A 14,060-nucleotide genomic window follows, 5' to 3' on the forward strand; every position below is an offset into this window, starting at 1 on the left:
GCCATCTATGTCTCCCCGCATTTTTGTGTCCATTAACGAACTTTTTTGTGCGCTTATTTGTGGTTATTGACGTACTTTTAAGGCCACCAATGTTTTTAAACCGCGAGCCATATGAATCACTCGCAGTGATATATTTGGGGGTGTGGAAATGCTCGTGAGGATAGTATACTATTTCGACCACACTCTTCCTGAGGAGCGCATCGTGGTGACCAACGACGTGAGAAGGGCCGAGGAGATAGCCAGGGAAGAGATGAAAAGGCTCGGTGCTAGAGAGTACGAGGTTGAGTGGGTGGCCTGAAGACTTTATCCACGTCCGATGTTGGGCGGACCGATTGTCTGCTCAAGCCCGTAGATTATCGGGACAAGACCTATCCATGTCGCCACGAAATACATTGTTATCGTGGCGAAGTGGAGGGGTATCGCGACGAGGAGCATAAGCCCGCCGGTCTTCAGCATCTCTGCCCCGGTATCGTCGGACATCAGCGAGAGTGCCTTATAGAGGAAGTAGAGGCTCAGGAACTGCAGAACCAGGAATACCACGTGGACGATGTTCACCACGGCGGGGCTTGTCTCCATGGGGGTTATTCCAAGGGTTTTGCTCCATCCGGAGATTCCGAGGACTATCTTCTCCCCGTAGAAGGGAAGTGAAACGACGAGTGCAATGAGCGATCTTTTGAGGGGTCCTCTGTACTCCGCGAGCTCCCTCATGAGAAGCCAGAGGCCTATAAGGGTCAGCGGGTAGAGATACATCATCAGAATCAGCATTAGTGCGAAAAGAAGCTCAAGCCTTCTAACGTTCATGGAACTACCGTAGAAAAGTCAGCGTCAAAAGTTAAAAGGTTGAGGGCGGGCTCATTCAGCCCCTCGCCTGCTTGAACTGCTCCTGGATCTTCCTGTAGTACTCCATAGTTTCTTCGCTCACGCTCGGACCGATCTTCTTCATGGCCTCCTCGAAGTCCTTCATCCTCACCTTGACCTTTCCCCTTATCTCGTCGGCCTTCATTCCCGGCCTTATTATGCCCTCCTGCAGGCCCCTGCGCATGGCGAGCATAGCGGCCTCTCTGACCACCGCCTCTATGTCCGCTCCCGTGTAGCCCTCGGTCTTCTTCGCCAGCTCCTCCAGCTTAACGTCCTCGGCGAGAGGCACGTTCCTGGTGTGCACCTTGAATATCTCCAGTCTGGCCTTCTCGTCTGGCGCTGGGACGAGTATGAGCCTGTCGAACCTGCCGGGCCTGAGCAGAGCCGGGTCTATGATGTCCGGCCTGTTGGTTGCAGCTATGACGACCACGCCACTGTTCTCCTGGATTCCGTCCATTTCCGTTAGGAGCTGGTTGATGAGCCTGTCTGTGACGCGGTTCACGTCGGTTCCCCTGCGCGGGGCGATGGCGTCTATCTCGTCGATGAATATCACCGTTGGAGCCGCCTGCCTTGCCTTCCTGAATATCTCGCGGATGTTCTTCTCGCTTTCACCGACCCACTTGCTGAGCACCTCTGGGCCCTTGATGGCTATGAAGTTGGCCTCACTCTCGTTGGCAACTGCCTTGGCCAGGAGGGTCTTACCCGTTCCCGGCGGGCCGTAGAGCAGGATTCCCTTCGGTGGGGTGATTCCGAGTCCCATGAAGGCCTCCGGGTACTTGAGCGGCCACTCGACGGCCTCGCGGAGCTCCTCCTTCACGTCCTCAAGGCCACCTATGTCGTCCCAGCGGACGTTCGGAACCTCAAGGAGCACCTCCCTCAGAGCGGAAGGCTCAACCATCTTGAGGGCCTCGTAGAAGTCCTTCCTGGTGACCCTGAGCTCCTCAAGGACCTCCTTGGGTATGTGCTCGGCCTCGAAGTCTATCTTGCCCTCCTTGATGAGCCTCCTCAGGGCGGCCATCGCTGCCTCCCTCGCCAGTGCCGCCAGGTCGGCACCGACGAAGCCGTGGGTCACTTCGGCCAGCTCTTCGAGGAGTCCATCGATGAGCCTGGCCTTGACCTCGTCGTAGAGCTTCTCGTCTACGCCCTTGAGTATCTCCGGAATCTCCTCATCCCTCGCGTTCTTGATCTTCATCAGCGCCCTCTCGGCGCTCTCGCGGTAGGCGTCGCTCCTCTCAAGCTCCTCAAGTATCTCGATGACCCTCCCCTTTCTGAACTCGGGCTCGATGGGCATTCCCCTCGTGTGTATCTGGAGTATCTCCTTCCTGCCGGCCTTGTCGGGAACGCCGACCTCAAGCTCGCGGTCGAACCTTCCGGGCCTCCTCAGGGCCGGGTCTATCGCGTCTGGCCTGTTGGTTGCACCGATGACGATGACCTTGCCCCTGCTCTTCAGACCGTCCATCAGCGTGAGCAGCTGGCTGACGACTCTCTTCTCGACCTCGCCGTGGGTCTCCTCCCTCTTTGGCGCGATGGCGTCAATCTCGTCTATGAAGATTATCGCCGGGGCGTTCTCTTCAGCTTCCTTGAAGACCTCTCTGAGCCTCTCCTCGCTCTCGCCGTAGTACTTGCTCATTATCTCCGGGCCGTTTATCGCTATGAAGTGGGCGTTTGCCTCGTTCGCTACTGCCTTGGCGAGGAGTGTTTTACCCGTTCCCGGCGGGCCGTAGAGGAGCACACCCTTCGGCGGCTCAATTCCGAGCTTCTCGAATATCTCCGGGTGCTTGAGCGGGAGCTCTATCATCTCCCTGACCTTCTGGATAACGTCCTTGAGGCCACCTATGTCCTCGTAGGTGACGCCGAGTGCTGCCGTCTTGCTGACCTCCTTAACGGGCTTTTCACTGACCTGGAACTCGGTGAACTCGGTTATCTGGACTATGCCGGCGGGAGTCGTCGCGGTGACGACGAAGGTCAGCTCCTGGCCGAGGATGCCGACCTTGATGTAGTCGCCCCTGACGACCGGCCTTCCGACGAGCCTGCTGTGGAACCACTCAACGAAGTCGTGGCCGAAGCGTATCGGCTCGGTCGGCGCGACGATGACCTTCTTCGCTTCCTTAACGTCGGCCTTCCTCACCGTAACCTCGTCGCCAAGGCCGACGCCGGCGTTCTTCCTGATGGTGCCGTCCATCCTGATGATGCCGAGTCCCTCGTCCTCTGGATAAGCCGGCCAGACTACAGCCGCGGTGTTTTTGGTTCCGATTATCTCTATGATGTCACCGCTCTGGACACCGATCTCGCGCATGGCTTTGCGGTCTATTCTAACTATCCCCCTGCCAACGTCACGCTGATAGGCAGAGGCAACCTTGAGCTTGACCTCCCTCTTTTCGGCCATTTTTCACCACCTCCATACTTCTCATGACCGGTGATCGTGAGATTCGAGACTTTGATTTTATCCCGTGGTTGTAGGGTGCAAAGTCAAGATGGGAAACAACGAAAGGGTCACTCAATCTTCACTTCGAAGCCCTCACCCTCGCCCTTGCTCGGTTTCTTCTTGGGTATCTCTATCTCAAGGACGCCGTTGTTGTAGCGTGCCTTGGTCTTCTCTGGAATGACCTCCTCTGGCAGTCTGATGATCCTTCTGTAACCGCTGTAGTAGCGCTCGATCCTTATGGCCCCCTCGGTTTCAAGCTCCTTCTCGCGCCTCACCTGGGCTTCGAGGTAGACCGTATCCTCTGTAACGCGGAGCTTGATGTCCTCCTTGCGCACTCCTGGCAGTTCAACCGTTATGACGAATTTATCTCCCCTGTCGAAGATGTCCACGAAGGGCTCGCGCCAGGTCTCGCTGACGAACTCGTAGCGCTCGGGTTCCCTGGTGCTCCAGAGCCTCGGTCCGCGCATGATGTCCCTGAAGATGGCGTCGATCTCCTCCTGAATCTCCCTCATCAGGTCGAAGGGATCCCAGTAGCGATCCCTCCTCCAGACCATACTCCCACCCCCCGACCCTTTTGGTTACCAGTAGTAACTAAAAGAAAAGGGTTTAAAAAGTTTTGTGTCTTTTAATGTGCATTGGTGACTAAAATCCAGAACACCTGCTTGCCTCCTATGGCTCCAGAACCATGTTGGGCCCGGCCGCCTTGGCATCGTAGCCGAGTCCTCTGAGTATCCTTGCGAACTCTTCGGCGAACCCATAGACTGTGAAGACCCTCTCCGGTTTTACCCTCTCCACTATCCTCACCAGCTCCCAGAAGTCGGCGTGATTGCTCAGCTTGAGCCGCCCGAAGCCGGAAACCGTCAGCTCCCACGGCGAGAGCGAGTTCTCAACCCTTGGCGAGTGGTGGGAGCGCAGGACAACGTCGCCATTCCTTTCGATGTTCCCAAACCGGACCCCAAACTTCGAGTAAACCCTCGCCACCTTGAGCATCTCCCGCGAGGGCTTCACCGTGTAGCCGTGCAGATCGAGTATCTTCATGACCTCCTGCGCCTTCCCCATTTGGTTGACGTACAGGACGGGCCTCTTTCCCCTGTCTAGGGCTTCATCAACGAAGGCTACCAGCTTCTTCTCCGCCTCCCTTGGGGAGGGGAATGTAAAGCCCGGAACACCGAAGGTTGCCTCGATGATCAGAAAGTCTGCCCTCGGAAAGCGGCTTTTTTCCGCAGTCCTCATCTTGAACCACTTGGTGTCGCCCGTGTAGAAGAGCGTTCCGGTTTCGAGCCAGAGCTTTATTCCGGCAGAGCCCAGCATGTGGCCCGCTGGATAGAGCTTCGCCTTAAAATCCCCAATGTAAAAGCTCTTTCCGAACTTGACCTCCTTGTAAAAGCCGCCCTTCCGGAGATGGCTCAGGAATTTGGTCGCCCTGGTGGCGAAGATAACCTCCCCGCTAACAAAGTGGTCTGTATGGGCGTGGCTCTGGAAGGTCAGGCGCGCCGAGCTGTCGAGGCCGATTCCTCGTATTATCATTGACATGAAATACGTCCCCTCCAATAATAACCTTCCCCCGAAACCCTTAATTAGTTCCGTTTCGATGTACCTCTGGGTGTTGAGATGGGCGCTTACGTCATAGAGACCTTCCAGCTCACGAAGTTCTTCGGCAGGAGGAACGTCGTCTATCACCTCGACCTTAAGGTTCCCAAGGGGGTCGTTTACGGCTTCCTTGGCCCCAACGGCGCCGGGAAGACCACCACCATAAAGATGCTGACCGGGGCTCTGAAGCCGACCTACGGCGAGATAAAGATCTTTGGCATGGAGATGCCGCGCGAGAGGGTTGAAATAATGCAGAAGGTCGGTTACATGCCCGAGGTGCCGTTGGCATACGAGGACATGACCATCTTTGAGTTTCTGGTTTACATGGGTCGCCTGAAGGGTCTTTCGAGGGAAGATGCAGTCAGCCAGGCCCGTGAGCTCATGGCCTATACCAACGTCGGAAAGCTCGCCTTCAATAAAATAAAGGAGCTCTCCAGCGGTCAGAGGCAGCGCGTCACGTTCGCCATGGCCCTGATGGGAAATCCCGATCTTCTAATCCTCGACGAGCCGACGAGCAACCTCGACCCCCTTGGAAGGATGGAGTTCACGGGGAAGGTTCTGGAGCTTGCAAAAGCTGGAAAGACAATATTCGTCAGCTCCCACATAGTGAGCGAGATTGAAAGAATGTGCAACTACGTTGGCCTGATAAAGGATGGGCAGCTCATAGAGCAGGGGCGTGTGAGGGATCTCGTAAGGGTGGAGGGGACCGACTACGACGTGGTCGTCTCGGACAACACCAAACTGCTGGAGTTCCTGAAGGACAGGCTCTATGTGCGCGAGGTCTGGGAGGAAGAGGGGGTGGTAAGGGTGAAGCTCGATGAGAGATTCATCAACGACTTCTTCCTTGAGCTGCCCGCTTTCGTTGCTGAACAGAAGCTCGCGTTAAAGCTCTTCAAGCCCCACACGAGTCCACTGGAACGGATCCTCATGAAGCGCTTCAACGTGAGGTGGGAGGAATGAGCGAAGCCAGAAAGCCCAATATTTCCGGAGGCCCTTTCCAGGTCATCTTTGAGGGCGAGTTCAAGAGGTTAATCCGCTCGCGGAAGCTGAAGGTTCTCTTCCTGATAACCTTCTTTCCGGCCTTCATATACCTCCTCAGTCCGAACGCTACAGGCAGTGGTGTCGACGTCATGCTCAAAGCATTCCAATCGTTGATGCTCGACCTCATACCCAACTACTGGCTCGGCATCATAGGCCAGCTCATCGCGATAATCCTGATGAGCGACCTCCTTGCGAGCGAAATCGACAGGGGGACTATAAGGCTCCTCCTTGCCAGGCCGGTGAGGCTCAGTGAGCTCGTTGGGGGTAAGTTCCTGGCAGGGCTTTCCGCTCTCGCGCTGCTCTTCGGCATCCCCTACGCGGTCATCTGGCTCTACACTCCTTTAGTGTATGACACCGGGGTTAAGGGCCTTTCCCAAGGATTTCCGGACTTTGCACTAGCTTTTGGTGCGACCCTACTGGTACTTGCCTTCCTAGGGGCGCTCGCTATGCTGGTCTCCGTCGTGATAACCAGGCCCCTCTACGCCTCGCTTGCGACCTTTGGGATTATCTTCCTCACCCAGTTCCTCATACCTCAGATACCGTACATCAAAAACCCCGAGCACTACACCCTGGGCTATCAGGCGGTGGTTCTCCTTAAGTCGGGCTTCGAGAAGGTTGACCTGACCTCTTTTACGGGCAACCCCACCCACACAGTTCTGGTCTTTGTGGCTTTAACCGTCATCCTCCTCCTCGTCACGTGGAAAATCCTCACCTCCAGGGACTTTCCGTGACGGTGGACAATTTATCCAACATCAAGCCTGGCCTTTCGCTATGTAAAAGCTTTTTATAGGCCGGCGCCCAAATAGGGGCAGGTGGTAGGCATGACCTTTGATAAGGGGAAGCTCGCGAAGATTAGGGAGGAGGAGAAGCGCTGGGAGGAGACGACCGTCAAAAAGTTCATCGAGAGGAGGCCCGAAAGAAAGGAGAAGTTCATGACCGATGATGGTTTTGAGATAAAGCGCGTTTACACCCCCGCGGACCTTGGGGAAGACTGGGACTATCTGGAAAAGCTCGGCTTCCCTGGCGAGTATCCCTTCACCCGTGGTGTTTACGCGACCATGTACCGCGGAAGGTTCTGGACGATGAGGCAGTACGCTGGTTTCGGAACCGCCGAGGAGAGCAACAAGCGCTACAAGTACCTCCTCGAGCAGGGACAGACCGGTCTCAGCGTTGCCTTTGACCTGCCGACCCAGATAGGCTACGACTCCGACCACCCGATGAGCGAGGGTGAAGTTGGAAAGGTCGGTGTCGCCATTGACTCCCTCTGGGACATGCGCGTCCTCTTCGACGGAATCCCTCTCGACAAGGTTTCAACGAGCATGACGATAAACTCTACGGCGGCAAACCTCCTCGCCATGTACATCCTCGTCGCCGAGGAGCAGGGAGTCCAGCCAAACCAGCTCAGGGGAACCGTTCAGAACGACATTCTGAAGGAGTACATAGCTAGAGGAACCTACATCTTCCCGCCGCAGCCGAGCATGAGGCTCACTACCGACATCATCATGTACTGCGCCGAGAACGTCCCCAAGTGGAACCCGATCTCGATAAGCGGCTATCACATCCGCGAGGCCGGAGCCAACGCCGTCCAGGAGGTCGCGTTCACCCTCGCCGACGGTATCGAGTACGTCAAGGCTGTCATAGACAGGGGCATGGACGTGGACAAGTTCGCCGGAAGGCTGAGCTTCTTCTTCAACGCCCACAACAACTTCTTGGAAGAGATAGCCAAGTTCAGGGCCGCCAGAAGGCTCTGGGCCTACATAATGAAGGAGTGGTTCAACGCCAAGAACCCGCGCTCAATGCTCCTGCGCTTCCACACCCAGACGGCCGGTTCAACGCTCACCGCCCAGCAGCCGGAGAACAACATAGTCAGGGTCGCGATTCAGGCCCTGGCAGCGGTTCTCGGAGGAACTCAGTCCCTGCACACCAACTCCTACGACGAGGCTCTGAGCCTTCCGACAGAGAAGAGCGTCAGGATCGCTCTTAGAACCCAGCAGATAATCGCCTACGAGAGCGGCGTCGTTGACACGATAGACCCGCTCGGAGGCAGCTACTACATCGAGTGGCTCACGGACCACATCTACGAGGAGGCCCTCAAGTACATCGAGAAGATTCAGAAGATGGGCGGCATGATGAGGGCCATTGAGAGGGGCTACATCCAGAAGGAGATAGCTGAGTCCGCTTACAAGTTCCAGAAGGAAGTTGAGGAGAAGAAGCGCATCATCGTCGGCGTGAATGAGTTCATAGTTGATGAACCGCTCGACGTCGAGATACTCAAGGTCGACCCGAGCATCAGGGAGAAGCAGATCGAGAGGCTCAAGAAGCTCCGCTCCGAGAGGGACGGCAAGAAGGTCGAGGAAGCTTTGGACAAGCTCAGGAACGCCGCCGAGAAGGACGACGTTAACCTCATGCCCTACATCATCGAGGCCCACAGGCACCTCGCGACCCTCGGTGAGGTTACAGACGTCCTCCGCGAGGTCTGGGGCGAGTACAGAGCGCCGCTGATATTCTGAGCTTTCTATCTTTCTTTCAAGTGTCTGGTTAGATTTTCATTTCTACCGAGTAAAATTTATAAATTTGTCGTTAGATTTTTCTCGGTGATGTGAGTGAGAAGAGTTGTTGGACTGATTATTTCAATCTTAGTATTCGGGTTAGTTCTACAGCCCGCACTCGCCACCAAGGATGCGATTCAGCAGACAACCGCGGGAATAAGGGTGTATGAAATCGAGATTTATGGGGTCCCAGTGAAGCTCGTTATAGCCGATAACTCCAGTTTGAACACACCGGAGGAAGTTAAGGCATTTATTGAGAGTCATATTTCTCCTGAAGAGTTCGTGGACGGTTCTGCCATTAACGTTAAATCTGCCACATCCACGCAGGGTTGGTCAAACGAACATCCATTACTGCTTTCGATGAAATCAATGGGAACCGCGATGTCCACGGGTACTAGTGTGTTCGTCCCATCGGCTATGGCTGTCATGTTCATTCCAGTTTTTGTAGTAGGTGAATGGGTTTTAACCGCACTTTATGCACTCCTTGCAATGGCGGTAGTAATGTTTTCCATCGAAGTTGCCGAGGCCATTTACGAATACAGTGATGAAATTCGTGAAAAGCTCGATAGCGCTTACCAGTACTTCTACAACTACATAGAAGAGAGAAAGAAAGATGAAAAGACAATTCACATATACGAAAAGGACTTTTATGGTGGTCTTCCTAAAAGAATCTACGTAAAGGAATTTGTTCATAAAAAAGATTTTAGAGTTACCGTTGGGGAACTGGTTGGTGTTATTGTTGAGGTTCCTTCAGGCAAACTTGCTCTTAACGCTACTGTAAAGAATTTAAAGGAAGGCAACTGGGAGCTGGCGGCTTTAAAAGGGATTAGGTTCATTATTGGAGCAACAGGTGAGGCAGTAGCATATCTTGCAATAATAAAACCCGAAGCATATGGCCCTTCTACCATTGACATAACACCAAGGTCAAACGCAAAGGGGCCTGACTTTGTTTATGTAAAAAGCACAAAAATCCCTTCAGATTTGACGAAATGGGAGGCAAAGGGAACCACAGTTTTCAGAGTTACCTCATTGATAAGGGACGGGTACTATCGCAATCTGGAAGGCCAGCCGGGTATAGTTTCCGTTTACAGGATGTATAAGTCAAACCTTTACGTGGCGTTCATACACGCATAGGGGGATAAAAATGCACATGGACACTCTACGCATGCAGGCAGTGTTAGCTAATTACATATCATCAAAGCCCTATATTGAAAAGTTCCTCAAAGATGAGGGTGAACACCCCTTGCCGGGCATCATCCAGGACATCCTCTACGCTGTCATAGGATTCTTTGGTTCTGAAGAGTGGGAACTGTGTTCAGAGGCATGCTCCTACCTCAGACTCCTTGAAGAGCATTTAATAAAGAATGGGAAAAACCTCCGGGACTACATAGAGCCACATTTAGAGCCCTATCTGGAACTTGCGAAACTCCTGTGCAAGATACTTCAGGGAATCAGAGGGGACGAAAAAATCTCTGAGAAGGATTTAGAGAGGTTAGGAGCGCTATCTAAGGGTAATTATCTTGTTGCTTTGGACATTGTAAGGGAGGCATTCACAACCCTCCGAAAACACCTAAAGGGCAGAGTGCCAGAGGATGCTTTGAAAGAACTAAATATCCCTTCCGTTTCTAAGCCCAGCGTAGTCCATAGCGTGACCCTTGACGAACAGATTGCGACCATCAACGCTGAGTTTACAACGGCAAGAATATGGGCAAAAACCCTCTTTTCTGGAGGAATAGATGAAGCAAGTGTGGGTTATTACATCCTTCTCTTAACAAGAAACTTTTCTCGTGCCTTTGAACTATTCTTCGCAACAGGAGAAGAGAAAGGCATAAGGGAAACGTGGGAATTCCTTGAAAAGCTCAAAAAACTGAGCAGGGAGCGTTCTCTAAGCCTGACAAGAGATTCAGACGTTTATCATCCTCTTCAGACGGCTGAGGTACTCCACGAACTCTGGTCGTTCATGGAGAAGTCCATGCCGATTCCAAAGGACACTTTGTCCCGAGCTCTTTCCATTCTTTCTAGAGAGAGATCTCCGCTCAGGAGGAAGGCTCTTCTCCGCATCAAGGACTACCTTGAATCCCACAACTTTGAAGTCCCGGAGGAGCTCATGAAGACCTTAGAGAGTTTCCCCAAGCCAAAGGAAAGAAACTATTGGGAAGAATACCAGAAAACACTGAAAGAATTCGACGAAAAGGGTAGGAAGTTTCATGAGGAGGCGAAAAAAGAATGGGAGTTAGTGAAGAGTGGAAAAGCTGAAGATCCAATAGGCTCTATCCAGAACATCATGTGGAACCTGAGTGAGGCCGTGGTTTACAACTTTGCCCTTCGTCGGTTCAAACTTGTGAAGGAAGCCTACGAAATTTTCCTCCAGGCCTACGAATTTGCAAGAGAAAACAACCTGTTTAAGACGAAGCTCAGCGAGGATACCTGGCTTGGAAAGCTCAAACGTGTGAACCTCAAGTGGGGCAACGATATAAGGTGGTACGAAGACTATCGGGTTATCACTAACAGGATAATCCGGCTGACGAGAATAGCCGAGTTCATGATGTGGAATCGCAGAATTCCGGAGTTCCTGTATGCCAACCCATACATTAACCTGGGGGGAGACTACGAGCATAATGACTCTTCACTATGGGCCCTCACGAAGGCTCTGATGATGATACTCGACCATAACAGGTCGAAAGGCAATCTTCCCACTCTTGAACTCCAGGAGGAAGTGCTGGATTACGCATTGAGGCTCAACATTCTTTGGCCGGAAGACGTTAAGGTTCTTGAGTGCAAAGACGGCAAATGCATCGTTTTCAGGGGCGAAATATCCGAAGACGGCCTCCATGGCTTCAAAAAGTATCCTTTTAATGCGGACGTTGTATTTTACAGGGGCAAAGATACGGTTATTGGCTACTCTAGAATGAGAAAGCTGGGATACGTATGTGGAAAAGACGGAGTTGACGAGCTGATTCGAGAAGCACTTAGACCCCACAAAAAAGCTTAAAAAAGGATAGCCAAAGCATCAACAGGCATCATGATAATCCCGGGAGGTGTAGTTATGGCGAGAAACAAGCCGCTTGCGAAGAAGCTCAGACTTGCCAAGGCCGCGAAGCAGAACAGGCGCGTTCCGGTCTGGGTCATCGTCAAGACCAACAGGAAGGTCATGACCCACCCCAAGAGGAGAATGTGGAGAAGGACCAAGCTTAAGGAGTGAGGTGATTTAGATGCCGATCAAGCCGGGTGAAGAGGTCATATTCGTCGTCCCCATAAAGAAGATAAAGAAGCGCGTTCCGCGCTGGAAGAGGGCCCCGAGGGCCGCCAAGTTCGTCCGCGAGTGGATAGCTAGGCATGCCAAGGCCGACGAGGTCATCATCGGCACCGACGTCAACGAGAAGATATGGGAGCGCGGCACCGAGAAGCCGCCCAGCAAGCTCCGCGTTAAGGTCATCGTCGAGGAGAGCGAAGGCAAGAGAATTGCCAAGGTCTCCCTCGCCTGATCCCTTTTAATTTAGCGAGGTGACGAGATGCACATAGAAAGGCTCGATTTTGAGAACTCTCCGTATCTGGGCGTTTACGGCACCGCAACGGATAGGGTAGTCCTTATCAGGGAGGGCCTCGGTGAGAAGAAGCTTGAGGTCCTCAGGGAAGTCCTCAAGGTTCCGCTCGTCGAGACGAGCATAATGAAGTCCAGGATAGTCGGTATTTTCTCCGCCGGCAACTCCAACGCCATCGTAGTCCCTTGGTACGTCTGGGACGCCGAGCTGGAGCGGATAAACAGCCAGCTCAGGGAGCAGGGGATTGATCTCGAGGTCGTCCCGTTCCAGAGTACCCTCACGGCTTTCGGCAACCTCATCCTCGCCAACGACAAAGCGGCCCTGATAAGCGCCAAGTTCACCCGCGAGGAGGCCAAGAAGCTTGAGGACATACTCGGCATCGAGGTCGAGAGGGGGATGATAGGGGACTACCACGCCGTTGGAAGCGTTGGGGTGGTCACCAACAGGGGCGGTTTAGTCCACCCCGAGGCTACCGACGAGGAGCTTGAGTGGCTCCGCGACCTCTTCAAGGTCGATATTTACGTCGGAACCGCCAACATGGGCGTTCCGTTTGTGGGCTCATGCATGCTGGCGAACTCTTACGGTGTCGTTGTTGGACACCTCACCACTGGACCCGAGATCGTGAAGATTGAGGAGGCTTTGGGATTCCTTGACTGAGGGAGGTGTGAGGAATGGAGGTTAAGGTCTTCCGCGTTAAGGGCGTGTTCGAGAGGCTCGGAAAGAAGCAGCCCTTCACCAAGGAGTACAGGGCGCTCAAGGAGGAGCACGTCGTTGAGCTCGTTTACTCTGAGATAGGCAGCAAGCACCGCGTTCCCAGGAGCAAGATCGAAATAGAGAGCATCGAGGAAATAAAGCCCGAAGAGGCCGAGAACCCGATCGTCAGGAAGCTCAGCGGCCTCTGATTCCCTTTCCTCTTCTCCACCAGCCCCACAGAGTTCTTCTACGGCCCTTCCTTCCACCCTATCACCCTCGACTGCTGGTGGCTCTTCGGGAATATCGTGAGCGGGTCGATGCCCCTCTCCCTGAGCAGGTGCCTGAGTTCGACCTCGTAGTCGGCTTTCTCAAGCTCCTCGCTCTCGCGGATTTCAACGATGAAAAGCCTCTCCGTCAGCTCGCGGATAGTTTTATACCCCAAACCCAGGAGGGGCCTTATGTAGGCGACGTTAAAGCGGTCCTCCAGCGAGCGGGCCTTCGGCAGGTCTAGGAGCGGGACTCTGTCATCTCTTCTCGTTCCGTCGCTGACCCTCTCAACCTCCGGAAGCGATGCCAGCGCCTCTAAAGCCTGCTCATGGATGAACTGTATCGCGTTGTTTGGGTGGCCGTCGCTTACTGCCATCTCCGCGGCCCTCTCCAGAACCTCGCGCGGCAGGTAGAGAACCTGGTGCTCGAAGCCGAGCCGTTCGGCGGCCTCCTTCGCGAATCGCCAGTTGTCGAGAGTGCCAAAGCTGACCGTTACGAGCCTGACCTCGTAGCCGAGCCGGGTTAAAATCCAAGCGGCCAAGCTTGAGTCCTTGCCTCCAGAGTAGAGGTGATGGACGATCATGGTTTCACCCTCCGGTTTCACTTCCAGCACCCGGCACCTTTAAAAGGCCAACCTTTATAAGGTGCTCCCCCGCGAGAAGCTTAGGGGTGAGAGTCATGGAGAAACGCTTATCCGGAAAGGTGAGAAGGGCCATAAGGGCGAGATACTACGACATCCCCCCGCGAGCCTGGATAGGGAAGAGGGGACTTGATGAGGGTGTGATCGAGGAAATCAACACCCAGCTTGAGAAGGACGGTATCCTTAAAGTGGAGATCAGAAAAGGTGCGCTCATCTCAACCGGCCTCGACAGGAAGGAGCTGGCCGAGAAGGTGGCCGAGCTCACCGACAGCGAGCTCATAGAAGTTCGCGGCAAAAGGTTTATATTGTTCAAACCGAGGGAAGGTTGGGAAAAGTATTTAAGGAAGCTCCAGAGAAAGGAGCTTTCGAAGGAAAAGCGGGAGGAGAAGCCCGTTAAGAAAGTCAAGCTCGATATCGCTCAATTCAGGAGGAAATTCAAGAAGGGGAGGGATTGA

General features: G+C 53.8%; 16 protein-coding genes. 11 read left to right on the forward strand and 5 right to left on the reverse strand.

Features of this window, described 5'->3' with window-relative positions:
- Window positions 1-148: 148 nt before the first annotated feature.
- A complete protein-coding gene (locus E3E36_RS01780) occupies window positions 149-298 on the forward strand; it encodes a hypothetical protein (RefSeq protein ID WP_167893705.1) in 150 nt (49 codons plus the stop codon).
- Window positions 299-303: 5 nt separating this feature from the next.
- Here the strand turns inward: E3E36_RS01780 and E3E36_RS01785 are convergent, their stop codons facing one another.
- From E3E36_RS01785 to E3E36_RS01800, 4 genes are all read right to left on the reverse strand, one after another.
- The gene (locus E3E36_RS01785) at window positions 304-801 is read right to left on the reverse strand and encodes a transposase (RefSeq protein WP_167893706.1); all 498 of its coding nucleotides are present in this window, start codon (window positions 799-801) and stop codon (window positions 304-306) included.
- A 55-nt stretch (window positions 802-856) separates the two neighbouring features.
- Complete coding sequence (locus E3E36_RS01790; RefSeq protein WP_167893707.1) at window positions 857-3,244, reverse strand: CDC48 family AAA ATPase; 2,388 nt, start codon at window positions 3,242-3,244, stop codon at window positions 857-859.
- A 107-nt stretch (window positions 3,245-3,351) separates the two neighbouring features.
- Window positions 3,352-3,837 carry an Hsp20/alpha crystallin family protein gene (locus E3E36_RS01795; protein ID WP_167893708.1) on the reverse strand — a complete coding sequence of 162 codons (486 nt, stop codon included), beginning with the start codon at window positions 3,835-3,837 and terminating at the stop codon, window positions 3,352-3,354.
- 115 nt (window positions 3,838-3,952) lie between these two features.
- Complete coding sequence (locus E3E36_RS01800) at window positions 3,953-4,810, reverse strand: MBL fold metallo-hydrolase (protein ID WP_167893709.1); 858 nt, start codon at window positions 4,808-4,810, stop codon at window positions 3,953-3,955.
- Between the two features lie 84 nt (window positions 4,811-4,894).
- Here E3E36_RS01800 and E3E36_RS01805 point away from each other — a divergent pair, with 84 nt between their 5' ends.
- From E3E36_RS01805 to rpl18a, 9 genes are all read left to right on the forward strand, one after another.
- Window positions 4,895-5,833 (forward strand): ABC transporter ATP-binding protein, encoded by a 939-nt coding sequence (locus E3E36_RS01805; RefSeq protein ID WP_167893710.1) that lies wholly within the window; start codon window positions 4,895-4,897, stop codon window positions 5,831-5,833.
- Window positions 5,830-6,645, forward strand: coding sequence for an ABC transporter permease (locus tag E3E36_RS01810; protein ID WP_167893711.1), 816 nt, complete (start codon window positions 5,830-5,832; stop codon window positions 6,643-6,645). Before E3E36_RS01805 ends, E3E36_RS01810 begins: the two co-directional genes overlap by 4 nt.
- A gap of 90 nt (window positions 6,646-6,735) precedes the next feature.
- Window positions 6,736-8,424 carry a methylmalonyl-CoA mutase gene (locus E3E36_RS01815; RefSeq protein WP_167894698.1) on the forward strand — a complete coding sequence of 563 codons (1,689 nt, stop codon included), beginning with the start codon at window positions 6,736-6,738 and terminating at the stop codon, window positions 8,422-8,424.
- Between the two features lie 93 nt (window positions 8,425-8,517).
- Entirely contained in the window at window positions 8,518-9,597 is a 1,080-nt protein-coding gene (locus tag E3E36_RS01820; protein ID WP_167893712.1) for a hypothetical protein, read from the forward strand.
- 10 nt (window positions 9,598-9,607) lie between these two features.
- A complete protein-coding gene (locus E3E36_RS01825) occupies window positions 9,608-11,455 on the forward strand; it encodes a hypothetical protein (RefSeq protein WP_167893713.1) in 1,848 nt (615 codons plus the stop codon).
- A 54-nt stretch (window positions 11,456-11,509) separates the two neighbouring features.
- Entirely contained in the window at window positions 11,510-11,665 is a 156-nt protein-coding gene (locus tag E3E36_RS01830; protein WP_012572069.1) for a 50S ribosomal protein L39e, read from the forward strand.
- Between the two features lie 10 nt (window positions 11,666-11,675).
- The gene (locus E3E36_RS01835; protein WP_167893714.1) at window positions 11,676-11,948 is read left to right on the forward strand and encodes a 50S ribosomal protein L31e; all 273 of its coding nucleotides are present in this window, start codon (window positions 11,676-11,678) and stop codon (window positions 11,946-11,948) included.
- A gap of 27 nt (window positions 11,949-11,975) precedes the next feature.
- A complete protein-coding gene (locus E3E36_RS01840) occupies window positions 11,976-12,662 on the forward strand; it encodes a translation initiation factor IF-6 (protein ID WP_167893715.1) in 687 nt (228 codons plus the stop codon).
- A 14-nt stretch (window positions 12,663-12,676) separates the two neighbouring features.
- On the forward strand, window positions 12,677-12,907 hold the full coding sequence (gene rpl18a, locus E3E36_RS01845) for a 50S ribosomal protein L18Ae (RefSeq protein ID WP_167893716.1): 231 nt from the start codon (window positions 12,677-12,679) through the stop codon (window positions 12,905-12,907).
- Between the two features lie 38 nt (window positions 12,908-12,945).
- Here rpl18a and E3E36_RS01850 read toward each other — a convergent pair whose 3' ends face one another.
- The gene (locus E3E36_RS01850) at window positions 12,946-13,548 is read right to left on the reverse strand and encodes an asparagine synthase-related protein (protein ID WP_167893717.1); all 603 of its coding nucleotides are present in this window, start codon (window positions 13,546-13,548) and stop codon (window positions 12,946-12,948) included.
- Between the two features lie 95 nt (window positions 13,549-13,643).
- Between E3E36_RS01850 and E3E36_RS01855 the strand changes: the two genes are divergently transcribed.
- A complete protein-coding gene (locus tag E3E36_RS01855; RefSeq protein WP_167893718.1) occupies window positions 13,644-14,060 on the forward strand; it encodes a YhbY family RNA-binding protein in 417 nt (138 codons plus the stop codon).

The organism is Thermococcus sp. M36, from assembly GCF_012027355.1.
Taxonomy (GTDB): Archaea; Methanobacteriota_B; Thermococci; order Thermococcales; family Thermococcaceae; genus Thermococcus.